Origin of the sequence: Cohnella rhizosphaerae, from assembly GCF_029525575.1 — a bacterium.
Lineage (GTDB): Bacteria > Bacillota > Bacilli > Paenibacillales > Paenibacillaceae > Cohnella > Cohnella rhizosphaerae.
On sequence record NZ_JAPDIA010000008.1, the window covers coordinates 982,396 to 1,005,942 of the forward strand.

Consider the following 23,547-nt stretch of genomic DNA (forward strand, 5'->3'; position numbering starts at 1 on the left):
CGCTGCCGTTTCAACTAACTTAGGAGGTTATTGCCATGAAAATCGTCGCCGTGCATACGAAAGCCGTAAAAATCCCCTTTTTCAAGGGAGAAAAGTGGTCCGGAGGCACCCGGTACAGCGCGCCGTCGCTTATCGTGCAGATCGAGACGGACGAAGGTTTGATCGGCATCGGGGAATCGGTCGGACCGACGATCCCGGTTATTCAATCCGTCGTGGACAAGGAGTTCGCGCCGTTCGTCGTCGGCCGCGATCCGATGGAGCTGGAGTCGATCCTCCACCGGCTCGAGGAATATTGCGTCAACTGGAAGCAAATCGGCAACTATGGCCTGGCCGGCATCGAGATGGCGCTGCTCGACCTGCGCGGCAAGATTTTGAATACGCCGGTCTACAACCTGCTGGGCGGCAAGGTGAAGCAGGAGGTCGCCTTCTCCGGTTATATTTTCATCGATTCGCCCGAAGCGAACGCCGAAGAAGCGCGCAAATTCGCGGCAGCCGGCTATACGGAGCTGAAGCTCAAGGTCGGACGCGACATCGACCTGGATACGAAGCGGGTCAAGGCCGTGCGCGAAGCGGTCGGACCGAAGATGAAGATCCGCATCGACGCCAACCAGAACTGGAGCGTGCCGACCGCCATCAAGGCGATCCGCAAAATGGAGAAGTACGATCTGCAAATGGTCGAGCAGCCGACGCGTTATGACGACGTGGACGGCATGGCCGCCGTCGCCCGCGCCGTCGACGTGCCGATCATCGCGGACGAAGGCTGCGCCACGTACGAGGACGCGCTGCGGCTGATCGACAAACGGGCGTGCGCCTGCTTCCTCGTCTACCCGTCCGAAGCGGGCGGCATCCTCAAGGCGAGGCAGATCGTCGATCTCGCCAATCACGCGGGCGTCTGGTGCGCCACGGGGAGCTGGGCGGAGACGGGCATCGGCACGCTCGGCAACATGCATATGATCGCCTCCTCGCGGAATTTCCCGTTCGCGAACGACACCCACCTGAAGTTCATGAAGGGCGATCTGCTGCGCGAGGAGCTCGTCTTTAACGACGGGAAAATCGCCGTTCCGGACCGCCCCGGCTTCGGCATCGATCTGGACGTCGCGAAGCTGGATCGCTTCGGCGCGAACTTCGAGCGCGAGATGGTGTTCTACGATCCGCAGGACCCGCAGTTCCAGCCGCGAATCGGCCAATTGCTCTAGGGCCTCGCGTATCCCCAGTGGAGGGGATAGCATGAGCGACGTCGTTCCGACGAATCTCAAAACGGAATATTTGCACAACCCGTGCGGCATCGAGGCGCCCCGTCCCAAGACGGGAAGCCGCTTCGGACCGACGCGCGGTATCACTGGTTTCAGGACCGGTATCCCGGCGGAAGAGGGGATTGAATAGATAAGCCGACTGATAGGAAGACAGAAGCTGCGACGCCGACAATCCGGCGCGCAGCTTCGCTTCTATCAGCATATTTTTTCTTTTTGCCAGCGGATCGAATGGTCGAATTCGGTCAATTGGAATTGGTTGTCGGCCCAATAATGCTTCAGCCGTTCGTCTGCCCAGCCTTCGTAGAGCTCATCCCATTCGAATGGGCCGTGAGGCTTCAGCGATGCCGGCTCGATGACCGCGCTTGCCGGTTGGTAGCGATAGTCGCACGATAGCCGAATCTGACCCGGAACGCGGTTCGGCATCGATTTGTGAACGGTATGGCTGTGAAAGACGAGCACGTCTCCGGCCTCGTAGTCGGCCGTCTGCCAGTCGTAGTCGAGACCGCACAAGATCGACTCCAGCCCGCCCGCGCCCGGGTTGCTCGATACGCCGAGCAGGCCGGCCTTATGGCTTCCTTTGAGCACGGCCAGGCCGCCCAATTCTCTCGATACGTCGCCGAGCGGCATCCAGCAGGTCCATGTGTCGGTCGCGCCCTGGATATGCAGGAAGTCCTGATGCGAGGGCGTGATTTTCGTTTCGCGATGCGGCAGCATGATCCGGCCGATGTTCCGCGGATGCGGAAACGGCGCTTCATTGAACAAGCCGGCGAACACCGACAAGATTTCAGGCGAATGGGCCAAGGCATGAAAGGCTTCGAGCTTCTGAATCCGATGATACATCTCAAGCGTGACGCCGACGCCGTTCCATTGCAGCTCTTCCGAGGTATAGCGGTTGACGGCTTCGATATCTGCCATCCCTTCCATCAGCGGGTAGTTCCGATCCATCACCCCGAAGCTGTCCAGAATGTCCAGGACGCCCCGTCGAACGTCAAGCACGCGCGTACGCGGGAGAAGTCCCTTGAAGAAAAGCAGTCCGTCTTCGTTAGCTCTGTCGCGCAGGAGATCGGGCTTGCCGATGAGCGGACTCGAATCCGCGTAGGTGCCGGAGACGGGTTTGAGATCATTGTCCAAAACAGGATTCATTGTGTAACACTCCTCCTCTCGTAATGTTGCTATCATAGCATCCGAATCGGTAAAATCATTTAGATGGCAGCGGACAACATTGTCATTTACCGGTATGAACTTATGGGGAGGGGCACGCGGATGGAAACGTTTATTCAAGCGATCGAAAAGGCGAAGCCGGTCGTTCATTTTGCGAACCGGTGGGTCGGCGCGCCGGGCGAATCCTTCGGTCCGCGGATCATCGGGGACTATCAGTGGCTGTACGTGAAGAGCGGCAAAGGAAGCGCGCGGATCGGCGGCGAGTCCTTCCGCGTATATGCCGGTTGTTTGTTCACTTACGGTCCCGGGCAGCCCCATTGGTTCCGCTCGAGCGAGGACGAACCGCTCGTGCTCTATGGACTGCACTTCGGGTATGAAGGACATGCTGGTTTGGAGGACGTTTTGCGCATGATTCGGAACGTGGATTGGGACAGCTTCGAAAAAACGAACCCCGAAGTCCCCGTCCCGTTTCCTCCGCGGATGGAGACGGGCGCATGGCCGCTGCCATATTTCGAACGATTGATCGAGGAATATCGGGGGGGGGCAGGACGTTGAGCGCCATGGTGTTAAGCGGATTGATCACCGAGCTGCTGGCCAGAGTCGCGCGGTGGGTCGTCGACCAGCCCGATCGTGCGCTGCCGCAGGACAAGCGAATCGTCCGCGTCAAGGAAAGCCTGGAGCGCAACGCGATGGAAAGCTATCGGTCCGAATGGCTGACGGACGGTCTGCCTTTTTACCCACGATTATATGTCCCGGTTATTTAAGCAATGCTTCGGGCAGTCTCCGCGCGACTATCACAACCAGGCGAGATTGGAAGCGGCCCGTCAGCTGCTCGAGGAAACGGAGCTGAGCTCCACCGCGGTCGCCGAGCGAATGAAGTTCGGCAGCGTGCACCATTTTTGCAAATGGTTTAAAAAGCATACGGGCATGCAGCCCGGAACATACCGCAAAAGAAGCCGTTTTGTGTAACGGCTTGACGGACGCGGCGCGCCGCGTTCAGGCTTTTAGCAAGCAACGAGGAGGGGCTGTTTTCCGCCATCTTCAACAGGCTGCGGTGGAATGGTGTTTAAACGTGAGGATGCTGTTATCGCGGATAGAAGCGAGGACGATAAGCGGGGTTGCTCATTCGGCAATCTCGCTTTTACCTATTTATGACGCATTAAAAGGGCGGATATAGCAAATAAAACGGATTTATATGCGTAATAATTAAAATATAAATGAATCATATATTGCAATTTTGATTTATTTATGATGTATTATATAGAGAAGGGAGAGGACTATGCATGAAAATCGGACTTAGCGGGACCGGCAGAATCGGTAGACTTGTTGTTCGAAGTTTAATGAATCGTCCACCTGGGAAAGCAGAACTTGCGGCGATCAATACGACCGGCTCCGCCGAAGCGCTGGCACATTTGTTAAAGTACGATACCGTTCACGGCACCTGGGATGCGGACATTCGGATTGCCGAGGGAGAACTGGCGATCAATGGCAGGAAGATCGCGATCGTCTCCGAGAAGGATCCGGAAAAACTCCCGTGGCGCGCGTTGGACATAGGTCTGGCCATCGATGCTACCGGTCGCTTCAACAATCGCATCGGCGCTTCCAAACATCTGACTGCGGGCGCGAATCGCGTATTGCTGACGGCGCCGGCGGATCAAGCGGACTATACGTTGCTGATGGGGGTCAATGAAAGCGGCTTTGATGCCGAACGGCACCGCATCTTGTCGGCTGCGTCTTGCACGACGAACTGTCTGGCGCCGGTGCTGCATGCGCTCGATCAAGCGTTCGGCGTTGAAAAAGGCTGGATGTCTACCGTTCACGCGTTCACGAACGATCAGAATCATTTGGACAATTCGCACAAGGATTTGCGGAGGGCTCGCGCGTGTACGAATTCGATCATCCCGACGAGCACAGGCGTCGGCAAAGCGTTAAAAAAGGGTTTTGCCGCATCTTGCCGACCGAATCCACGGGATATCCATTCGCGTGCCGGTCCAAGACGTATCGCTGGTGGACCTCGTGCTTCGGCTGCGGTCCGCAGCCAAGCCTTCGGAGATACGCGATGTTTTCGTTCGCGCCGCCGAAGGCGAACTGCGCGGCATTCTCGCATACAGCGAGCTTCCCCTCGTATCCGCCGATTACATAGGCAACCCGCATTCGGCGATCGTAGACGGTCTAAGCTTGCAAACGGACGAAAACGAACTGAAGCTGCTCGTTTGGTACGACAACGAATGGGGTTACGCATCGCGCGTCGTGGATGCGGCATTTTTAATCGCGGCGGCAGGTTCGGACCGGACAACGGAGCAAAGGGAAGACGCTGTCGATGCGGTCGCTGCGGCCCGCTCCGAACTTGTTTAAGCGCCTGCGATTCGGAAAAATCACGGTACGTCAAAGAAGAGCAGCCCGCGGGCTGCTCTTCTTTTGACTGTCCGATCAGGATCGCAGGCTTGGCCGAGGGTGCCTGCTGCGGAGGTGCGACGCATACCTGCGATCGCGGTTCACGGTCCGTATATCTCGAGCTCGCCGAGCATGGTTGCGGTGCCGCCGCCGCTGACCGGCGCGAGGTTTACGCGAACGTATCGCGTGCTGACGGCGCTCGGCAGATTGATGGTGACCATGTAGCCGTTCCCCGTGTAAAAAGCTTGCGTGCTGGTCGATTGCGTCGTAAAGCTGCCGTCATCCGTCGAATTGCTCGTCTGAATCGTTACCGCTTCGACGAAGTGTCCGTAAGTCGGGGTTTTCAGGACGATCTGATTGACCGATTGCACGCTGCCGAGATCGACCGTAATCCAGCCCGCCGCGCCGTAATTCGGCTGCCAGAAGGTACTCTGTACGCCGTCTACGGCGTTGGACGGACCGGCTCCGCTGCTGGCCCATACATAGCTGCCCAAAGCCAGATTGTAAGAAGCGGAGGCGCTGCCCGCATGAAACCCCAGCTGCGAAACGGCAAGCAATAGCGTGAGCATTAACGCGATCGACGATCTCTTCTTCAGAATTGAATTACGCATGGACATGATCGGCCTCCTTGGCGCAAGAAGATATTAAGACCCAAAGCTTTTTAACTGCGATGCCCGCGTTTCAGTTCCAGTTGTCGTTCCGATATACACGGCACCCGAGAATGACATCGCCTCCCGTTTTCCCGCCTTTTGCGGTCCGTTCGCCTTTCGACTATACAATACTAAAGATGGAGGAACATGAGAATGTCTATAACTATTGTAATTTTGCACCTATCGAGCGGTCATCGGTTAAAATGTAGTTAAACATGCGTATCTACGATAAAATCGATCAGGTAAGCAGCAACAGGAGGGAGAAACGCAGATGCCGCATTCTTATCGTCCTCTTCATGCGCCTCAATTACAACCGCATCAGCATCGCCGCTCGCACAGCTTCCGTGAGTTCGTGCCGAGTCGCGGCCTGTCGTCGCATGTGGTCGCCTATTGGACGGTGGATTTCAAGCCGGTACCGGGCAATCCGGGACACCGCGTCATTCCCGACGGCTGCGTCGATATTATCGTGGATCTGCTGGCGCCCGCGAGCCGGCAGGCCGCTTACGTCGTAGGGCTGGAAACGCAAGTTGAAGTGCTCCAGTTTACAAAGGCGCGTTCCGTGTGGGGCATTCGCCTTTATTCGGAAAGCGCGCGCGCGATTCTCAAGGCGCCCCTGTCGGCAATCAAGTCACAGCGCGTATATATAGAAGATCTCTGGGGGCAGGAGGGGCTGGATTGGGTCGAAAAGCTGCTGGTCGCCAAATCGGTTCAAGAAAGGATCGAAGTCGTCGAGCGGCAATTGAACCGAATCCTGGCTGCGGCCGAGCCGACCGCGCACGCTTTAGTGTATCAGAGCATGAAGTATATATACGATTCGAAGGGCAATCTTGCCGTCACGGATTTGGCGGACAAAGTGAACTTCAGCGAGCGGCATCTAAGGCGGGCTTTTGATCGGGAGCTTGGCGTCAGTCCAAAGGAGATGCTGGGCATCGTGCGCTTTCAAAGCGTGCTGGAGGAGCTATACAGCGGCGATTATGCCAGCTTGACCGACCTTGCGCTGCAGCACGGATATTACGATCAGTCTCATTTCTCCAGCGCGTTTATGCGTTATTATGGGTTGCCGCTCAAACGTCTGACCAGGCAGGCGTGAAGAAGTCCGTTTTTTACTAGTTGCGATCGCGGGACAATCGCTACAATGGGGGTGAACAGCAAGCAAATCGAGAGGAGCTGGCAGTATGGCGGCAAGGCTGAAGCGAGTCGGCATTTACGTGGAACAAATGAAGCGAGCATTGGATTTTTATCGCGCGCTTGGGCTTACCATTCCAGACGACGCCGACGAAGCGCATCATGTAGATGTGGAGCAAGATGGCATCGTTTTTGCATTCGACCTGGTGGAATCGGTAAAACGAATAATTGAAGGCTGGAATACGCCTATCGGCAATCGGACCGAGCTGGCCTTTCAGCTCTCCAGTCGCGAAGCGCTCGACGACGTATATCTTCAGTTGACGGCCCTTGGACACGAGGGCTGCCTCGAGCCGCGGGATACGCCGTGGGGCGAACGGTATGCGATCGTAAAGGACCCCGACGACAACTTGATCAGTCTCGTCGCTTAACGATTATTTTTGAAAATAAAGATTGCGGTGCCAAGCCGATTGCACGCTTTCGTGCATCGGCTTTTTTGTATACGACCACCGCGGCCTCTCCTTGTCGCACCGCGTTTCCTTTGTCGCCTTAGCGCTCGGCTTGCTGCTCATATCGGCGAACCGCTTCTACAATCATGCTAAAAAAGCTTTAAGTCCTCCATATAATCCTCGGGAGTCGTTTTAGGCGCAGTCCCCTGCGTGACGGCATCGTATAGATGCTCCAACTGAAGCCTGTATGGATCCTTAAACGTCGGACGCTGCGCTTTGACCGCAAAATGCTCGTCGCCCGATTCCGTAATATGAAGGAGGGTTGGCAGATGACGAATATATGGCGTATTATATTGAACTTTTACCGATTTGTTGGCGCCGTAGACTTCAATATGGGCATCGAAGCGTCCCTGATCATCGACCCCGGTCTCGAAGGTGACGGTAAATGACTCGTAATCGAAAATGACGTTAAGGAAATTCCCGTTTTTGGACCGGTTGGCGCCGACGACGCCAACCGGCATGCCGATCGCTTCCCGCATCGACGATAAATCGTGACTTGACAGGCCGCAGAGGAAGCCGTATAAGGAAGCATAACGGCCATCGTGTTTTTCTCCCACGGCTTCAAGCATCAAGGCATCGCTGCGCTCTCTGCGGTCTGCCGCCGATGAAGCCGGAACGTCGTCGAAGCGAAGTACGCGGCTGACGGGGTTGATGAACTTGCTGTTCGGTCCGATAATATCGCGAACGCGCGCGTAATGGATGCGGTCGATTTGCTTGATTTCCTGAACGGCTTGTACGAACGGAGCGGCATATCGCCGCATATAGCCGACCATGATAAGTACATTGTTGCGGTCCCGAGCCTCGACGATAGCTTCGGCTTCGGATCGGGTCAAGCACATCGGTTTTTCGATCAGCACATGTTTTCCAGCGTCGGCAGCGGCTATGGCGCATTCCGCATGATACTCATTGCTGTTTAGCACGAATACGACGTCCAGGTCGGGCTGACGAACGAGCTCGTGCGCGTCGGTATACAGGTTGTCGACACGATATTTCCGACCGATGCTTTCCACCAGCTTGGGAGAAATATCGCAGATCGCGCTTATGCGAAAGCATTCGGGATAAAGCTCAAGCACGGGCAGATGGATCACTTGCGCAACTTCTCCCAGACCGATAAGGCCGATTTTCAACACTTTCTGTTCCACTAATACAGCTCCTCCGCCGGATTTTATTATGGGATGCAAATTCGGTGTCATTCGTTCGTTTTTCCTCTCCTATACATCGTAAGAGGACGGCGTCGGATAGGGAATGCAGGTTTCAGTCCAATGGATGGATAAAAAAAGACCTGACCGGTCCAGCGCACCGGAACGTTAAAGGAGATCAGAGCGATGAGAAATCTGATTGGCGCCGGCTTAACCCCGATCACGACCATTACTGCGCCGCGGCATTCCCATGCGGTATGGGAAATTTTATACTTCACGGAGCAAAAGGGGATTCTGCGGCTGGATGAGGGGGGACATGCCCTTCGAGCCCGGCGATCTGTTCTGTCTTCCGCCGGGCACAGCGCACAGCGAGCATTCCGAAAACGGCTATCGCAATATTTATTTCACCGTGTCTGAATTTGATTTGCCGGCAAGAGAACCGGTCATTGCGCTTAAGGATACGCCTTCGGGCGATATCGGAGTCCTGCTGGGGATGCTGTACAAAGAATTTCAATTGAAACGCACGCGCTGGAGAGCGCTTACAGAGCAAATTCTTGCAACCGTTTACGCTTATACGATGTCGCTGACGGCCAGGCAGCAAAAAAGCGAATACGTGGAGAAGTTGGAGGAAGCGCTTGTCGGCAATATCGCCAACGTCAATTTCAAGCTGAACCGTTGTATGGCGCAATTTCCCGTAACGACCGATTATTTGCGGCGGACGTTCAAGAAAGAAACGGGCAAGACGCCGATTCAGTATTTGACTGCGTTGCGAATCGAATCTGCCAAGCGATTATTCGAGAAAGTATACAGCGATGAGCTGTCCGTAAAGTTCGTCGCCTCGCAGGTCGGATTCGAAGACCCGTATTATTTCTCTCGCGTATTCAAAGCCGTTACGGGATTAAGTCCGCTTCAATGGATTAATTCGCGCTTGCCACTCCGATGAATAAGGCCATTGTCGCACGTCTATTTAAAGGAGAACACATAACGATGCAGGAGGAAAGCGAGTATGCGAAAATTGATTGTGCATGAACATATCTCCCTTGACGGCGTCATTCAAGCCCCGGGCGGACCGGACGAGGATGCCAGCGGCGGTTTTGCATTTGGCGGGTGGACGGCACCTTATGGCAATGAGACGGTGAGTACACGCCTGCGCAAGCAAATGAATGCGCCTTTCGATCTGTTGTTAGGACGCAAAACGTATGAAATATGGGCGCCGTATTGGCCGCGGCACGCGGATGTATGGCCCAATGCCAACCAAGCCACGAAGTATGTCGCCTCGAACACGATGACATCGGGCGAATGGGGGCCTTATGAATTTTTAAACGGCAATCTTGTAGATAAAATCGCAAAAATCAAGCAGCAGGATGGACCGGACCTGCGCGTTTGGGGGGAGCGGCGAACTCGTTCAGACGCTGATGAAGCATGATTTGATCGACGTATTCTGGCTCATCATCTATCCCATTACGCTCGGCGGCGGGAAACGGCTGTTCGCCGGCGGCGCGATCCCGGCGGCATTCATGCTGGCCGACAGCGCGGTCGCCTCGAACGGCGTTATCGTCGTAAATTATGAGCGCGCAGGCGCAATTGCAACGGGGAGTTATTAACCCGTTGAACTTAGAAGCCAAAAAGCAACCGAAACGGCGTAGGAGTTGCCCCGGTTGCTTTTTGCCCGTTATTCGGAAAAATGAGTTAGCTCTTATTAACGTAAACAAGCGGGTTGAGCGGACCGGCTGCAAGGTCGCCCGGCTTGCAGCCAGTCAGCCAACTTCGCAGGTCGCTTTCTCTGGCTTTGCTGTCGGGCTCGGCTACGCGCGTGCCGTCCGCATAGTAAATGACCGTCATGACCTTCCGCATATGATCGGTCGGATTGCCCGGGGCCGAGTGCATCGTCCAGCCGGAATGGAATGTCGCATCGCCGGCGGTCATCGCGCCGTAATTGACCGTCGGGAACCGCTTGGCTTCGATATACTGCGCCAGCGTCTTATGCGACTCGTCCGAAATCTCCTGCCTGTTCACATAGCCCAGGCGATGCGTACCGGATGCGAACGTCATCGTACCCACTTCCTGCGGAATCGGTACGAGCGGCATCCACATCGTGATCGTCTTGTCCGTATCCAACGGCCAGTAAATTTGATCCTGATGCCAAGGCGTATGACCGCCGCCAGGCTCCTTGAACAACGCCTGGTCGTGATAGATACGAACGCCGTCCACGCCCATCAGCTCCGCGGCGATCTTGGCGAATCGCCGCGCCAGCGTGAACCGTCTGCATGCCTCGCTTTTTTCCCACAGGTTGCCGATTTGAATGAAGGCCTTGCCGTACGTATCGCGTTCCGATACAGGCTTATCGTGATAATTCAGCTTCATGACCCAATCCGAAATGATAGGCTCGTACTCCGCAATTTCTTCCGCGCTTGCGACGTTTTTCAAATAAATGTGGCCATTCTCCTGATAGCTGGCGACCTGCTCGGCCGACAACGAATATTCCGCGTTCAGATCCGACGACGATTCGTACAATTTGCTCATGGACGTTACCTCCTGAAGTCGTTTGAGTAGATTTCGCTTAATTCCTTGAATCGCTTTCATTTTATCTCTCATCGCTCAAAAGGGCTTTGTAAATCCAAACGAGTGTTTTGTCAAAAACACCTGATTAGAGCGCGAAGCAATCTGTTATAATTCAGGAAACATGGATCGCCGAAGGAGCCGCCCATGCAAAATTTAGCCGACTTTATCGCCCGCCATCCTATCGTTCCTTATATTCGCCAATGCGACTTCGCCGTGCGCACGCCTTGGCATTTGGCGGAACGACGGCTGCTCGATTATTTGCTGGTATACGTTCAGAACGGACGCTGCCGGTTTTGGGTGGACGGCAAGGCTTATTTGCTCGAACAAGGAGACTTTTGTCTAATCCAACCGAACAGCACGACTGTGCTGGAAGGTCTCAGCAACACGGTTACGCCGTTCGCACACTTCGATCTGTTCTATCACCCGGAGCGGGAAAACAGCTTTCCGACAAAAGCGGGACAAACCGTGCTCACGTCATATCTGCACCTGCTGCAGCCTCGTCTTGACGAGCTGCTGGGCGTGAGCATCCCTGCCAAGCTACAGCTTCGTACCGCTTCGAAGTTCAGGGACAAGTTCCTGCAGGTCGTCGAGCACTGGCAGTATCGAGATCCGGTGATGCAGCTTCGCGCGCAGTCCGGGATGACCGAATTGGCGATCATGCTGCTGGAACAGCATTTAGCCGACCGGCCATCGCTGCGCACCCCTCAGTTGACGCTCAATTGGATTACTTCCTATTTCTCTTTGCACCTGGATCAGAACATCGGCATCGAGGATATGGCCAATCGCGCCAACCTGTCGCCGTCCCGGTTCAACGATGTGTTCAAGGCGCAATACGGCGTTACGCCGCATCAGTATTTGCTCGATATGCGCATCGCCCATGCCTGCGATTTGCTGCGCAATACGGATCTGTCCCAGGAGCAAATTGCCTTGTACTGCGGCTTTGCCGACGTGCACCACTTTTCCAAAAGCTTCCGCAGGAAGCTGAGCATGCCGCCGGGCCGCTATCGGAGCGAGCAGAAGCGAATTGCGGACGAAGTATCCGGTCAATGAATGAACAACCGAGACATTAGGAGTGCCGCTGTCAAAGAGCGGTCTTTTCTTATCGGCAACGGACATAAGAACGGGCGAAAGCGAGGGATGCAAGATGCAATAAAAATAACGAAATTTTTTTCTGTTCTTGTTCGTCGTTACGAAATGTCGTCGTGCGCGATTGTGCGACTAACTTTCGTCATGATATGGTGGGTGTCATTCGATTCAGGGGGAGTGGACGGGATGGAGGAGCTGCGGCCAGCGATCGGAACGGAAGCGATGGTGGTCAGCCCGCATGCCCTGGCATCCGCGGCCGGCGCGCGGATCTTGGAGCGAGGAGGCAACGCCTTCGATGCGGCGGTAGCCGTGAGCGCTTGTCTGGCGGTCGTCTATCCCCACATGACGGGCCTCGGAGGCGACTCCTTCTGGTTAACTTATTCACCTGCCGAAGGCAGCGTACGGGGCTACAACGGCAGCGGGCGCGCCGGGTCTTTGGCGATGCCTGAAGCGTTCGCGAACTGCGGGACGATTCCGACCCGCGGGGTTCGCAGCGCCATCACGGTGCCGGGGATGGTCGACGCATGGTCGGCCGTTCACGGCGAATACGGACGCTTGCCGCAGGCCGATGTACTGTCGCCCGCGATCGCCTATGCCGAGGGAGGATTCCCGCTGTCGGCCGACCAAGCTGCCCATTCGAGTCGGCATAGGCAGATGCTGATGGCGACGCCCGGCACATCGGCCATCTACTTGCCGGACGGACGCGTGCCGGCTGCCGGCACGAGATTCCTTCAAAAGCAGCTCGCACGCACGCTCCGGACGATCGCGGCCGGCGGACGCGACGCGTTCTACCAAGGAGAGATCGGGGCGGAGATCGCCGATTACTTGCGGCAGCGAGAAGGCTTGTTGACGAGGGAGGACATCGCCGCGCACCGGGGCGATTGGGTCGAGCCGTTGACTTCGGGCTACCGGGGTTACGATATCTATCAGATGCCGCCGAATTCGCAAGGATTCGTCGGACTGATGGCGATGAACGTCTTGGAGAAGTTCGACCTGGGCGCGATCGAACATGGCTCCACCGCGTATTACCACCTTCTGATCGAAGCGGTCAAGCGCTGCTTCCGCGATCGCGACGAGGTGCTGACCGATCCGGATTTTGCCGATATCCCGCTTGGGCGCCTGCTCGACAAATCGTACGCGGCCGAGCTGGCCTCCGCCATCGGCCGGAACAGCGCCGCGCCTGCCGAAGCCAAGCCGATGGGCAGCGATACGGCGTATGCCGCCGTCGTCGATAAGGAAGGGAACGCCGTATCCTTCATCCAGAGTCTATACTTCGAGTTCGGTTCCGGCGTCGTCGCGGGCGACACAGGCATTCTGCTGCAAAACCGCGGTTCGTTTTTTTCGCTGGACCGCGCCCATGTCAACTGCGTGATGCCGGGCAAGCGGACGTTCCATACGCTGATGCCTGCCATGGCGTTGCGCGGCGGACGTCCATGCCTGCTCTACGGCACGCAAGGCGGGGAAGGACAGCCTCAGACGCAGACGGCCGTCTTTACGAGAATGGTCGATTACGGCATGAATCCGCAGCGTGCGGTAAGCGAACCCCGCTGGCTATGGGGGCGAACGTGGGGCGAACCGACGAGCGAGCTGAAGCTGGAATCGCGGATCGATCCGGCAGTCGCCGCCGCCCTTGCCGCCGCCGGCCATGAAGTGCGGGTCGTCGGCGCCTATGACGGAAGAATGGGGCACGCCCACGCGATCAAAGTGGACGAAGCCGGCTTCCTGGAAGGCGGCGCCGATCCTCGCAGCGACGGGGCGGCCATCGGCTGGTAGAGCCGACGCCGCCCTGCGCGTTCCGGCCTCCCTTGGCGACCGTCAAGCGCGCTGCTGATTCAGCATATGCTTGAATAGAAGGACGAGCTTCAGCTTCAGCAGATGGGCATGCGACTTGAAGTCGACTTGAAGCAATTCGCCAATCTTATCGAGACGGTATGCGGCCGTATTGCGGTGAATATAAAGCTGCTTCGCAGTCTCGTTGATTTGACCGTTGTTTTCCATATAAAGCTCGAGCGTGCGAAGCAAATCCTGCGCGGAGTCAGGCGACTTGTCGATGATCGGCGACAGCGTCATGTCGAGGAAGCGGCGCATTTTCTCTTCCGGCACCGATTGGAAGATGTAGGCCATCTCGACCGTTTCATATTCCGTCAATAAAGCGTCCATGCCCAGCCGATCGGCCGTTTCCCTGGCGTCCACGCATTCGCGGTACGCCTGTTCGAGCTGCTCGGGCTTATGCTTCGCATAGCTGAGGGCGATTCGCAATTTGCCTCCCGGTTCGAGAGCAAGGTCGGAGAAAATGCGCGCGAGCAGGGAGGAAGCATTGCCTCCGGCGAAAGCGGAGCAGCCGGTCGGCAGGACCGACAAGATCGAATCGCCGACCTGGAAGTGGAGATTGCTTGATTCTTTAAGCAAGGGATTGTATCGGAACTCCTGGCGGATCGTCCGGAGCAGCCGTTCCTTCTTCGTCACGCCGATGGCGCCGACGTGGAACACCGCGCATCGGTAGGACCCGCTGCCGAACGGGATGCCGAGCCTCGAGGCGCATTCGAGCAGCGTATCGACGGAGATATGGCGCTTCAAGTAATTATGGAGCAGCGACACGAACTCGTTCTGCGTCGATTGCTCCAGATCCTGCCGTTCGACAGCGTTCAGATGGTGGGAGATCATCTCCGCCGCTTGATGGTACAAACCTTCTTCCTCTTTGGGAGGCAAGCCTCGGGAAAGCTGGAAGACAACGCTGCCCATCGTATCCTGCCCCGCGGCCGCGCTCTTCAGCGGCAGCCGCATCAGGCGGCCGTTCTCCGTCCTGAGCCATTGGGCATTCAGCTTTTGCGGCTGCTTCAGAATCGGATCCAGCTCCGACGGGTTCAAGCTGCAATGAAGGACCTGGCCGCGAAGGCCGACGACGGCCATCGGCACCCCCAGGATGGCGTCGATCGTCCGAAGCATCTCGCTCGCGGGACCGGGTGCCAGCGCGAAGCGCATCAACGCCTTCTGTTTGTCGAGAACGCCGTGCAGAAGCTTGGTACTGCGTTGGAGCTCGGCGTTGAAAAGTCCCTTCATCTGATCGGAGAAGGTGAAGGGGAACGGCAGCTCAATCAGCGGAAATCCAAGCCTGTCGGCTTCCGCCAGCATATCCTCGGGCACTTGCGCCCAGAACCTGCCGAGTTTGATGCCGATGCCTGCGGCGCCCATCCGAGCCAGCTTGCGAAGCAGCTGCACCCCGTCGGACGGCGCGTCCTTCATCAGATAAGCGGTCGTGAACAGAATATCGCCTTCGCGAACCCAATCGGCGATGTCGGGGGCGTCCATCACATTGACGGACTTGACGATCCGATTGACGCCGTTCTGCCCTGCCGTAAGTTTGCCTTCGGACAGCGGGTAAATTTTGAGCGCGTCTTCCACGGTTAAATACATGGCGGAATCCCTCCTCGATCGCAATTCCCGATATTCTTTTTTAAGCTTGCGTTAACCTTGAAGGCACGATAAATGCGGCTTCTTCGCGGACGGGACGGCAGCGGTCGGATCTGTCGGTCGGAGGGAAGGGGGGGACGATCTGCAAATGGATTTTGAAGTCGGATGCGCGTGAGATTACATGCCACAAATAGACGAGAGCTGATTTTCACTCATTTTAGACGATAAAGAATTACAAATCAATGGGTGATTTATTGTAATTTCCTACAATTCGAGCGCTCCCCCGTTCGTTTGGCGGCGTTAATGTTATATATACTTACATTAACGAAAAAGGGAGGGAAGCCGATGCCGGGCGCTTGGAACGCATATATCAAAGAAGCTTTAACGGTGGAACCGACCGGCGCCGGCTCGCTCGACCATTTGAAATTCGCCGCTAAAGACGTGTTCGGGATCGCCGGACACGCCAACTCCGCGGGCAATCCGGATTGGCTGAACAGCCACGAGCCCGCCAGGAAAAACGCGGAAGCCATAGCGCGTCTTCTGCGGCAGGGCGCCCGCCTCCAAGGGGCGGCCGTCACGGATGAGCTGATGTTCAGCCTGAACGGCGAAAACCATCACTTCGGCACGCCGGTCAACCCCCGTGCGCCCGGATGCATTCCCGGCGGCTCTTCGAGCGGCTCGGCCGTGGCCGCCGCCGCCGGTCTCGCGGACTTCGGGCTCGGCACCGATACGGGCGGCTCCGTCCGCGTTCCGTCCGCCTATTGCGGGCTGTTCGGCGTTCGCCCGACCCATGGCCTCGTACCGGTCGAGGGCGTGATCCCGTTAGCCTCAAGCTTCGACACGGTCGGCTGGATGGCGCGCGACGCCCGGACGCTCAGGCTCGTCGGGGAAGCGTTGATCGGCGACGCCGTTAACGACGCAGGCGAATTCGGCCGCCTGCTGGTAGCGGAAGACGCCTGGGAAATCGCCGAGGACGGCTGCAGGCAGGCGCTTCGCGCTTCGCTTGATGAATGGGATCGGAAAATGGAAGCCCAGACGATCGCGCTGAGCCCGACAGGGCTGGCGGACTGGGCGGCTGCGTTCCGTACCCTTCAAGGCTTCGAGATCTGGGCGGCCCACGGCGAATGGATCGAACGTGCGAAGCCGCGGTTCGGCCGGGGCATCGCCGAGCGTTTCGCTTGGGCGAGCAAGATTCGCCGGGAGGATTATGCTGGCGCCTTGCCCAAGCGGCATCAGGTTCGGGAGCGTCTTGTTTCGCTGCTGGGGGGATAACGGCTTGCTCGCCATTCCGACGGTGCCCGGTCCCGCCCCTCGCATCGGGCTGCCGGACGATGAAGTGGAGCGGACGCGAACGAAAACGATGCAGCTCTCCTGCATCGCCGGTCTCGGCGGGCTGCCTCAAGTGACGATACCGATCGACGGCCCTGGCGGATCGCCAGTCGGGTTGTCGTTCATCGCCGGTCCGCAGCGGGATAAACGCCTGCTTCGCTGGGTAAGCGACAGGTTTTCGCGAAGGGATCAAGGCCAGGCGACGACCTGACGACGTCTTTGCGCCGACGAGCCAGGGGAAATCGCAATCTTGACGGGGAGGCATGGGTCATGGACACAGAATCGTTGTTCGCGATTGCCGAACGATGCCGCTCCCCCGCGGCGCTGGCCACGCTAATCGAGGCCCAAGGTCATTCCTACCGCAAAGCGGGAGCTGCCATGCTCCTGACGTCTCGCGGCAAGACGGTCGGCAGTCTCAGCCCGGGCTGTCTGGAGGCGGACCTTGCGCTCAAGGCCGAGGAGGCGGTGACCGCGAACAGACATGCGATCGCCGCGTACAATCTGAGGCCCGAGGAGGATGCCGTGTGGGGGGAAGAGATCGGCTGCGGCGGAACGTTGCGGGTTTTGCTCGAGCCGTTGACGGACGAATTGCGGTCGGCGCTTGGCGAAGTCGTCCGCTCCGTGCGCGAAGGCCGGGGAGCGCGGCTCGTTCGTCGTTTAAACGGCGACCGGCTCGCATACGAGGTCCGTCCTTCTTTAATTCCAGTCGGTTCGGACACAAGCCGCCGGGACGCGGAAACGCCGTTCTACGAATCGCTTCATTATCCGAGCGAGCGTCTGTTGATCTTCGGAGCGGGGGAAGAGGCGGCGGCGACGGAAGAATTGGCGAGAGGCATCGGATTCCGAACGATCGTGGCCGATTGGCGCCCGGCGCTCTGCGGACCGGGCCGGTTCCCTTCGTCTTGCACGATTGTCGGCGACGCGGCCGAGATCGTCGCGCAGCTTCAGGTCGGGAAAACCGACTTTGTCATGCTGGCGAGCCACAACCTGCGGCGGGACAAGGAGATGTATGACCGAATCGTCCCTTTGCGCCCCGCTTATCTCGGCATCGTCGGCTCGAAGGCCCGCATCGGCCGTTTGTTGGAGGGGACTGCGCCGCCTTCGTTCGTCAAGGCGCCCATCGGCCTTCCGATCCTTGCGGAGGGAGCAACGGAGATTGCTGTCAGCATCGCGGCGGAGCTGATCGAATGGCGCCGCCGGCTTCGCGCTTCCTACGGAGAAGGGAGGCAGTCGCCATGATCGCGGGCATCTACCTGGCCGCCGGAGCGGGCAGCCGGATGAACGGGCCGAAGCTGGCCGCGGAGCTATTGCCTGGCGTGCCGCTTGGCGCATACGCACTCCGAACGCTGTTAACGGCCGGACTCGACGTCGTCTATGCGATCGTCAGGCCGGGAGCCGAGTTCGATTGGCTCTCGAGAAACACGGCCGATAAGTTATGGAAAGCGGGGGCGGCGTCACAGCAACGCGGGACGCCGCTTGAGACGGTCGTCTGCAACGACGCGGAGCGGGGGGATGGCCCATTCGCTCCGCTGCGGCATCGGCCGGGCGGTGGCTACCGGGCAGGAGGCTGCGATCGTGATGCTCGCCGACCAGCCGTTCGTCACGGCGGCGATGGTGCGCGCCTTGATCGCCTGTTGGCGGGCGAATCCCGCGAGCGATTATGCGGCCGGCGGAACGGGAGACGCGATGACGCCTCCCGTGCTGCTGGCCCGCTCGACATTCTCGCGAATCCTTGATTTGGAAGGCGATACGGGGGCCAAACGGCTGATTCAAAGCGCCGGGTTCATTGGCGTGGAATGCCCGTTCGAGGAACCGGCGCTTTTGCTGGACGTGGATACGCCTCATGATTTAGCGCGAGCGAGACGTATCGCCGCACAATTGAATGTTATTTAACATAACGTATTTAATCCGATTAATTGTGCAGCGAGACCAATTAAAGTTCTGATTCATGGGTAATTCACACAATTCAACGTTAACTATATTTACGTAAAGTCGACACTTTCTTATATTGATTGTAACAATCGACTTCCTGAAAGGGGGCGTCGCCATGTCAGATCCCGTCCGGACATCCGCCTCTTTCCCCGCCGTATGGCGACCGCTTCGCGCCGAGGAAGCCTACGGGCTTAAGAAACGGTTCGGCCGCGACGCTGCGTATGTCTCGGGCGGGACGCTGCTTAGGACGCACTGGGAAAATGGCGCGAGCCCGGTTCCCGGCTGCCTGATCGATCTGTCGGGCGCAGCGGAACGGAAGGAAAGCGCTCTGGCTGACGGAGGGCTCGCGCTCGGCGCGATGATGACGCTGACCGACTGCCGCAACGCTCCTCGGCTTCAGGCGCGTTATCCCCTGGTCGTCGAAGCGGCGCGCGCCATCGCCGCGCCTTCCATACGCAATCTGGCGACGATCGGCGGCAACGTCTTATCCGCGGTCGGAGATTCGCTCCCCGCCCTGCTCGTCTACGAAGCGCGTCTGGATTGGCTGGATGACGGCGGCGAGCGGACGGAAGCGCTCGAGGATTGGCTGATGCGGGCGGCGGACGGAACGGCCGGGACCGATCCGCTGCTGCTGCGCGTATCGTTGCCGCCGGGGCCGGCGAACCCGGATCCGACCGGCGGCGAGAACCACGCTTCGGAAGCTGGCGCAGGGGGGAGAAGGAACGGCGCACCCGTTCGCTTATTACGCAAAGATCGGGAGGCGGGATTCGTTCGCGCCGTCGGCCGTTACGACGGCGCTGACGGGAACGATCGAGGCAAGCGGCCGCTTGCGGCGCATTCGGCTCGCGGCCGGCGGCGGCAAGACGATTCCGAGACGCTATCCGGCGGCGGAAGCCCGTCTAGAAAACGCGATAGCCGACGAGCATGCCGTTCGTCTGCTTCACGGCATGCTTCACGGCATCTTGGAAGATTACGCCCCGGCGCCGGATCCTTTCTTATCGGATGAATACCGGAAGCGTACCGCGGCGAACGTCGCCGCTTCCCATCTCTGGCGGGCCATTCGCGAATTCGCGCAGCGAGAGGAGGGGAAACGATGCTGCTGAATCGAAGGAATAGCGGCGACCGTTGGCGCATCAGGCCGGACGGCCCGGGCAAGGTCACCGGTTCGCTCTCCTATTTGACCGACATGGTCGCTCCCGGCATGCTTTACGCCCTCGTGCTGCGCAGCCCTCACCCGCATGCGCGAATCGTATCCATTCGGACGGAGGCGGCGCGCAGTCTGCAAGGCGTTGAGGCGGTTCTGACTTGGGAGGACGTACCCGGGCTGAACCGATTCGGCATCGCCCGGCAGGATCAGCCGGTGTTCTGCGAAGACCGGGCGCGGTACGTCGGAGACGCCGTCGCCGCAGTGGCGGCGGAGACGCTGTCGCTCGCCCGGCGCGCCCTGGACTTGATCGAAGTGGACTACGAACCATTGCCGACGGTCGACGATCCCGAGCAGTCGCTTCTTCCTGAATCGCCTCGGCTGCATCCCGAAGGCAACATCCTCCACACGAAAGCGTACAGAAGCGGAGACGCCGAAGCGGTCTTCGGACGATGCGCGCACGTCGTCGAAGAGACGTACGTCACCAAGCGGCAGATGCATGCTTATATGGAGACGGAGGGCGGCCTGTTCGTCCCTGGCCCGGACGGCAGCTTGACCGTATACGCGCCCACGCAGCACGGATTCATGGACCGGCTGCAGCTGTCCCGCATCCTGGCGATGCAGGAGCGTCGCATTCGCGTCGTGTCCAGTCCGATCGGCGGCTCGTTCGGCGGCAAGGACGAGCTTAACGTGCAGCCGTACGGCGCGCTGCTGGCGATGGCGACGGGCCGTCCGGTTAAAATTCACAATTCCCGCCGCGAATCGGTCCGCTCGGGGCTGAAGCGGCATCCGATGACGATCCGCATGAAGACCGGAACGGACGAGAGCGGACGAATTCTCGCGCACATGGTGCGGATCGTCGCAGACACGGGACCCTGATGCGACGCTTGGCGCCGAGGTGCTGAACTTCGCGACCGAGCACGTCGTCAGCTTGTATCGGTTCGGCTGCGTCGACGTCGAGAGCGTATCCGTCTTCACGAACAACGGCATGTCCGGCGAGTTCCGGGGCTTCGGCGGGAACCAGGCGATTTTCGCGCTGGAAGGCCAGATGGACCGGCTGGCGGACGCGGTCGGCATGGATCCTTGGGAATTTCGGCGGCTCAACATGAAGACGGCGGAGGATCCGGGGCCCTTTGGACAGGCGATCGCGAAAACGGAAGGCTTGGCGAAGGTATGGGCTGCGGCTGCCGAAAGCGCCATATGGAAGGAACGCACGGCGTCGATGCGGGACGGCGAAGATCTCCTGCCCTGGAAGCGCATCGGCATCGGTGCCGCGCTCGTGATGCACGGAGCCGGGCTTGGATACGGAATCCCGGACCCGTCCGGCGGCAGGCTCGCGCTCCAAAAGGACGGAAAGATCGAAGCCTCGTTCGGCTTCGAAGAATGCGGCCAAGGATTGATCGCGACGCTCGAGCAGATGCTCGTCGAACGGTTCGGCTTCGCCGCCGACGATCTGCGCATCGTCATCGGCGACAGCGACGCCGTTCCGGACAGCGGCTCCAGCACCGCGTCGCGAGCCACGAGCATGATGTGGAAGTCGCTAAATCAGCTGCAGAAGCCGTTCACGGCGCAACTGCTGGCGGAAGCGGCGAACGTTTGCGGCTTGCCCGTCCAGCGGCTGCGACCGGGGCCTGGCGGCGTTTGGGACCGGGAATCCGGCGACAGGGCGATCGGCTATACGGAGCTGGCGGTCCGGCTGACGGAGCCGATCGTATGCGAGACGCGCACAAGCTACCCGGTCCCCGATACGGACATTGTCGGCGCCCACTACCTGTATTCGTACGCGGCCGCCGTCGTCAAGATCGAGATCGACGGACTGACCGGACGGCTCCGCGTTCTTTCGCAATACCACGCCGTTGCCGCGGGCCCGGTCATGAACCCGCAGGGGTTTCTCGGCCAGATCGAAGGCGGCAGCGCGATGGCGCTCGGCTACGCTTTGCTTGAAGAGGCGGTCATGAATCAAGGTCAATACCTCGCCAACAATTTCGACACGTATCTCATCCCCGCGATCGCCGATCTGAACGGCCCCGTCGAAGTGCAGGCGATCGAACATTTGCCGGAGGGGGGACGCGCACGGGCCGAGAGGCGTCGGCGAGATCGGCTCGGTCGGCTTGGCCGCCGCGATCGCGTCGGCGGTCCGGCACGCCGCAGGCTTCTCCGTCAACCGGCTTCCAATCGAACCTTCGCTGCTGCAGGAAGCATGGCCTATTGGAGAAAAGGCGGTGAGGCGCGATGAACGATAAGGAGCCGGTTCAACTCCGCGCCTCTGTCTCGCCGGTAAACGGTCTGCACGATGCGGCACTCGAAGCGCCTGCTGCGTTTACGGCTTGGGAATGCACGGTGAACGGCAAGCCGGTGCAGTTGCAGCTGCCGCAAGCCAAGCGACTGCTCGATATCGTTCGGGAAGATCTGGGACTCACCGGAACGAAGCGCGCCTGCGAGATCGGTAGATGCGGCGCCTGCATGGTGCTCGTCGACGGCGCGCCGGTCAATGCCTGCTTGATGATGGCCTATCAGTGCGCCGGCCGCGACCTCGTAACGATCGAAGGGATCGCGGAAGTTGGCGGGCTCCATCGGGTGCAGCGGGCTTTTCTCGAAGAAGGCGGCTATCAATGCGGCTACTGCACGCCGGGCATGATCGTATCGACGAAGGCGCTGCTGGACGCGAACCCCGACCCTTCGCCCGAAGAAGTGCAGGAGGCGTTGTCGGGCAACTTGTGCAGGTGTACCGGCTATGGAGGCATCCTTCGAGCGGTTCAGCGAGCGATCGAGGAGGGACGGGAGAGCGATGGCGATGAACATCACGATGGATGAGGTAAACAGGATGGATCGGGCGTTCTTCTCGCAAACGTTCGGCGCTGTCTTCGAGCACTCGCCTTGGGTGGCGGAACAAGCGTGGGCGATGAGACCGTTCGATTCAATGGACGCCTTGTTCGAGGCGATGAAACGCCAGGTGCTCCGCAGCCCGGACGAAATGAAGCTTGATCTGTTCCGGGCGCATCCCGATCTGGCCACCCGGCTCAAAATCTCGGAATGGTCGGAAGACGAGCAGCAGGGGGCCGGGCTCGATCGGCTGTCGCCGGAGGAATTTCGGCGTTTCGAAGGTCTGAACCGCGCCTACCGGGACAAATTCGGCTTTCCCTTCATTATGGCGGTATCCGGCAAAACGAAGGAGCAGATCGCGGAGGCGATGGGGCTCCGCATCGAGAACGGGCAAGCGGAAGAGGAAGCGCGAGCGATGCTGGAAGTGCTCCGAATCGCCGAAATCCGCCTGAGCCGCATAGGGATCGATTCCTGACATCCAATTGAGGGGGGCATCGTTCATGTTGAATTTACCTTCCGGACGTACGCTGTACTACGGCAAAGGAGACGTCCTCGTCTATCGAACGTACGCCAAGCCGCTCGAAATTGTTCCGATTCCGGAGTCGCCGTTCGCGGGCAACCGCAACGTAATTTTCGCCCATAACGTCAGATTCGCCGTCAGCGGACAATCGCTGCTGACCTCGTTCACGGAAGGGGATAACGGCAAGGTCGTCGCCACCGATTCGATGAAAAACTTCCTGCTCCGACAAGCCGCATCGTTCCAAGGGTGCGCCACGGAAGAGCTTCTGTGCTTCCTGGGCGAGCGTTTTTTGGAAACGTATCCCCATATCGAGTCGGTCGAGATCAGCGCGGACCGCCTGCCGTTCCAGCCGGTCGAAGTCCCCGGTCCGGGGGGGATTCTTCGACAGCAGCCTCGTATTCCGGCGGTCGCATAACGAGTGCGCCAGCGCGGGGCTTACGCTCGAAAACACCGCGTCGGGGGGCGCGCATCGCCGCTCATTGGTGCAAGCTTACGGATCTGCAGCTGATCAA

Annotated in this window: 25 protein-coding genes and 4 pseudogenes; 24 read left to right on the plus strand and 5 right to left on the minus strand. The window is 58.9% G+C overall.

The window, feature by feature from the left end:
- Positions 1-35: 35 nt before the first annotated feature.
- Positions 36-1,196, plus strand: a complete 1,161-nt coding sequence (locus OMP40_RS28085) for a mandelate racemase/muconate lactonizing enzyme family protein (protein WP_277536244.1) — start codon at positions 36-38, stop codon at positions 1,194-1,196.
- Between the two features lie 31 nt (positions 1,197-1,227).
- Positions 1,228-1,383: a hypothetical protein gene (locus OMP40_RS28090; RefSeq protein ID WP_277536245.1), complete on the plus strand. Its 156-nt coding sequence runs from the start codon at positions 1,228-1,230 to the stop codon at positions 1,381-1,383.
- Between the two features lie 65 nt (positions 1,384-1,448).
- Here OMP40_RS28090 and OMP40_RS28095 read toward each other — a convergent pair whose 3' ends face one another.
- Positions 1,449-2,396: a phytanoyl-CoA dioxygenase family protein gene (locus tag OMP40_RS28095; RefSeq protein WP_277536247.1), complete on the minus strand. Its 948-nt coding sequence runs from the start codon at positions 2,394-2,396 to the stop codon at positions 1,449-1,451.
- A 120-nt stretch (positions 2,397-2,516) separates the two neighbouring features.
- Here OMP40_RS28095 and OMP40_RS28100 point away from each other — a divergent pair, with 120 nt between their 5' ends.
- From OMP40_RS28100 to gap, 4 genes and pseudogenes are all read left to right on the plus strand, one after another.
- Positions 2,517-2,969: a cupin domain-containing protein gene (locus OMP40_RS28100; RefSeq protein ID WP_277536249.1), complete on the plus strand. Its 453-nt coding sequence runs from the start codon at positions 2,517-2,519 to the stop codon at positions 2,967-2,969.
- Positions 2,966-3,178 carry a hypothetical protein gene (locus tag OMP40_RS28105; RefSeq protein WP_277536251.1) on the plus strand — a complete coding sequence of 71 codons (213 nt, stop codon included), beginning with the start codon at positions 2,966-2,968 and terminating at the stop codon, positions 3,176-3,178. The genes OMP40_RS28100 and OMP40_RS28105 overlap by 4 nt, the downstream gene beginning before the upstream one ends.
- Complete coding sequence (locus OMP40_RS28110; RefSeq protein ID WP_277536253.1) at positions 3,162-3,383, plus strand: helix-turn-helix domain-containing protein; 222 nt, start codon at positions 3,162-3,164, stop codon at positions 3,381-3,383. The genes OMP40_RS28105 and OMP40_RS28110 overlap by 17 nt, the downstream gene beginning before the upstream one ends.
- Before the next feature lie 314 nt (positions 3,384-3,697).
- Positions 3,698-4,769, plus strand: a pseudogene (gap, locus tag OMP40_RS28115) (type I glyceraldehyde-3-phosphate dehydrogenase).
- Between the two features lie 140 nt (positions 4,770-4,909).
- On the opposite strand, the gene OMP40_RS28120 reads toward gap, so the two are convergent.
- The gene (locus OMP40_RS28120; RefSeq protein ID WP_277536254.1) at positions 4,910-5,419 is read right to left on the minus strand and encodes a discoidin domain-containing protein; all 510 of its coding nucleotides are present in this window, start codon (positions 5,417-5,419) and stop codon (positions 4,910-4,912) included.
- Between the two features lie 310 nt (positions 5,420-5,729).
- Between OMP40_RS28120 and OMP40_RS28125 the strand changes: the two genes are divergently transcribed.
- On the plus strand, positions 5,730-6,548 hold the full coding sequence (locus tag OMP40_RS28125; RefSeq protein ID WP_277536255.1) for a helix-turn-helix transcriptional regulator: 819 nt from the start codon (positions 5,730-5,732) through the stop codon (positions 6,546-6,548).
- An 85-nt stretch (positions 6,549-6,633) separates the two neighbouring features.
- Complete coding sequence (locus tag OMP40_RS28130) at positions 6,634-7,011, plus strand: VOC family protein (RefSeq protein ID WP_277536256.1); 378 nt, start codon at positions 6,634-6,636, stop codon at positions 7,009-7,011.
- Positions 7,012-7,178: 167 nt separating this feature from the next.
- On the opposite strand, the gene OMP40_RS28135 is transcribed toward OMP40_RS28130, so the two are convergent.
- Positions 7,179-8,231, minus strand: coding sequence for a Gfo/Idh/MocA family protein (locus tag OMP40_RS28135; protein WP_277536257.1), 1,053 nt, complete (start codon positions 8,229-8,231; stop codon positions 7,179-7,181).
- A gap of 313 nt (positions 8,232-8,544) precedes the next feature.
- Between OMP40_RS28135 and OMP40_RS28140 the strand changes: the two genes are divergently transcribed.
- From OMP40_RS28140 to OMP40_RS28150, 3 genes are all read left to right on the plus strand, one after another.
- The gene (locus tag OMP40_RS28140; RefSeq protein ID WP_277536260.1) at positions 8,545-9,171 is read left to right on the plus strand and encodes a helix-turn-helix domain-containing protein; all 627 of its coding nucleotides are present in this window, start codon (positions 8,545-8,547) and stop codon (positions 9,169-9,171) included.
- Positions 9,172-9,234: 63 nt separating this feature from the next.
- The gene (locus OMP40_RS28145) at positions 9,235-9,654 is read left to right on the plus strand and encodes a dihydrofolate reductase family protein (protein WP_277536261.1); all 420 of its coding nucleotides are present in this window, start codon (positions 9,235-9,237) and stop codon (positions 9,652-9,654) included.
- Positions 9,644-9,832 carry a dihydrofolate reductase family protein gene (locus tag OMP40_RS28150; RefSeq protein ID WP_277536263.1) on the plus strand — a complete coding sequence of 63 codons (189 nt, stop codon included), beginning with the start codon at positions 9,644-9,646 and terminating at the stop codon, positions 9,830-9,832. The genes OMP40_RS28145 and OMP40_RS28150 overlap by 11 nt, the downstream gene beginning before the upstream one ends.
- A gap of 85 nt (positions 9,833-9,917) precedes the next feature.
- On the opposite strand, the gene OMP40_RS28155 is transcribed toward OMP40_RS28150, so the two are convergent.
- Positions 9,918-10,751 carry a phytanoyl-CoA dioxygenase family protein gene (locus OMP40_RS28155; RefSeq protein WP_277536265.1) on the minus strand — a complete coding sequence of 278 codons (834 nt, stop codon included), beginning with the start codon at positions 10,749-10,751 and terminating at the stop codon, positions 9,918-9,920.
- A gap of 183 nt (positions 10,752-10,934) precedes the next feature.
- Between OMP40_RS28155 and OMP40_RS28160 the strand changes: the two genes are divergently transcribed.
- Together OMP40_RS28160 and ggt are read left to right on the plus strand one after the other, a co-directional pair.
- The gene (locus OMP40_RS28160; RefSeq protein ID WP_277536267.1) at positions 10,935-11,840 is read left to right on the plus strand and encodes a helix-turn-helix domain-containing protein; all 906 of its coding nucleotides are present in this window, start codon (positions 10,935-10,937) and stop codon (positions 11,838-11,840) included.
- A 222-nt stretch (positions 11,841-12,062) separates the two neighbouring features.
- Positions 12,063-13,649 carry a gamma-glutamyltransferase gene (gene ggt, locus OMP40_RS28165; RefSeq protein WP_277536270.1) on the plus strand — a complete coding sequence of 529 codons (1,587 nt, stop codon included), beginning with the start codon at positions 12,063-12,065 and terminating at the stop codon, positions 13,647-13,649.
- Positions 13,650-13,691: 42 nt separating this feature from the next.
- Here ggt and OMP40_RS28170 read toward each other — a convergent pair whose 3' ends face one another.
- Complete coding sequence (locus OMP40_RS28170) at positions 13,692-15,290, minus strand: PucR family transcriptional regulator (RefSeq protein ID WP_277536272.1); 1,599 nt, start codon at positions 15,288-15,290, stop codon at positions 13,692-13,694.
- A gap of 342 nt (positions 15,291-15,632) precedes the next feature.
- Here OMP40_RS28170 and OMP40_RS28175 point away from each other — a divergent pair, with 342 nt between their 5' ends.
- The 11 genes and pseudogenes from OMP40_RS28175 to OMP40_RS28210 all read left to right on the plus strand — a co-directional run bounded on the left by OMP40_RS28175 (position 15,633) and on the right by OMP40_RS28210 (position 23,450).
- Positions 15,633-16,559: an amidase family protein gene (locus tag OMP40_RS28175; RefSeq protein WP_338131251.1), complete on the plus strand. Its 927-nt coding sequence runs from the start codon at positions 15,633-15,635 to the stop codon at positions 16,557-16,559.
- A gap of 4 nt (positions 16,560-16,563) precedes the next feature.
- On the plus strand, positions 16,564-16,827 hold the full coding sequence (locus OMP40_RS40540; RefSeq protein ID WP_338131252.1) for a hypothetical protein: 264 nt from the start codon (positions 16,564-16,566) through the stop codon (positions 16,825-16,827).
- A 59-nt stretch (positions 16,828-16,886) separates the two neighbouring features.
- Positions 16,887-17,855: an XdhC family protein gene (locus OMP40_RS28180; protein ID WP_277536274.1), complete on the plus strand. Its 969-nt coding sequence runs from the start codon at positions 16,887-16,889 to the stop codon at positions 17,853-17,855.
- Positions 17,852-18,022 (plus strand): annotated as a pseudogene (locus tag OMP40_RS42375) (NTP transferase domain-containing protein); the annotation flags it as partial. The gene OMP40_RS28180 and the pseudogene OMP40_RS42375, both read left to right, overlap by 4 nt.
- A 106-nt stretch (positions 18,023-18,128) precedes the next feature.
- Positions 18,129-18,509 carry a nucleotidyltransferase family protein gene (locus tag OMP40_RS42380; RefSeq protein ID WP_420872049.1) on the plus strand — a complete coding sequence of 127 codons (381 nt, stop codon included), beginning with the start codon at positions 18,129-18,131 and terminating at the stop codon, positions 18,507-18,509.
- Between the two features lie 154 nt (positions 18,510-18,663).
- Positions 18,664-19,185, plus strand: a pseudogene (locus OMP40_RS42385) (FAD binding domain-containing protein); the annotation flags it as partial.
- Positions 19,186-19,357: 172 nt separating this feature from the next.
- A complete protein-coding gene (locus tag OMP40_RS42390) occupies positions 19,358-19,651 on the plus strand; it encodes an FAD binding domain-containing protein (protein WP_420872085.1) in 294 nt (97 codons plus the stop codon).
- Positions 19,642-21,935 (plus strand): annotated as a pseudogene (gene pucD, locus OMP40_RS28195) (xanthine dehydrogenase subunit D). The gene OMP40_RS42390 and the pseudogene pucD overlap by 10 nt, the downstream one beginning before the upstream one ends.
- Positions 21,925-22,506, plus strand: a complete 582-nt coding sequence (locus tag OMP40_RS28200) for a (2Fe-2S)-binding protein (RefSeq protein ID WP_277536278.1) — start codon at positions 21,925-21,927, stop codon at positions 22,504-22,506. Before pucD ends, OMP40_RS28200 begins: the two are co-directional and overlap by 11 nt.
- Complete coding sequence (gene uraD / locus OMP40_RS28205; RefSeq protein WP_277536280.1) at positions 22,481-22,990, plus strand: 2-oxo-4-hydroxy-4-carboxy-5-ureidoimidazoline decarboxylase; 510 nt, start codon at positions 22,481-22,483, stop codon at positions 22,988-22,990. The genes OMP40_RS28200 and uraD overlap by 26 nt, the downstream gene beginning before the upstream one ends.
- A 25-nt stretch (positions 22,991-23,015) precedes the next feature.
- A complete protein-coding gene (locus tag OMP40_RS28210) occupies positions 23,016-23,450 on the plus strand; it encodes a hypothetical protein (protein ID WP_277536282.1) in 435 nt (144 codons plus the stop codon).
- Positions 23,451-23,547 lie beyond the last annotated feature (97 nt).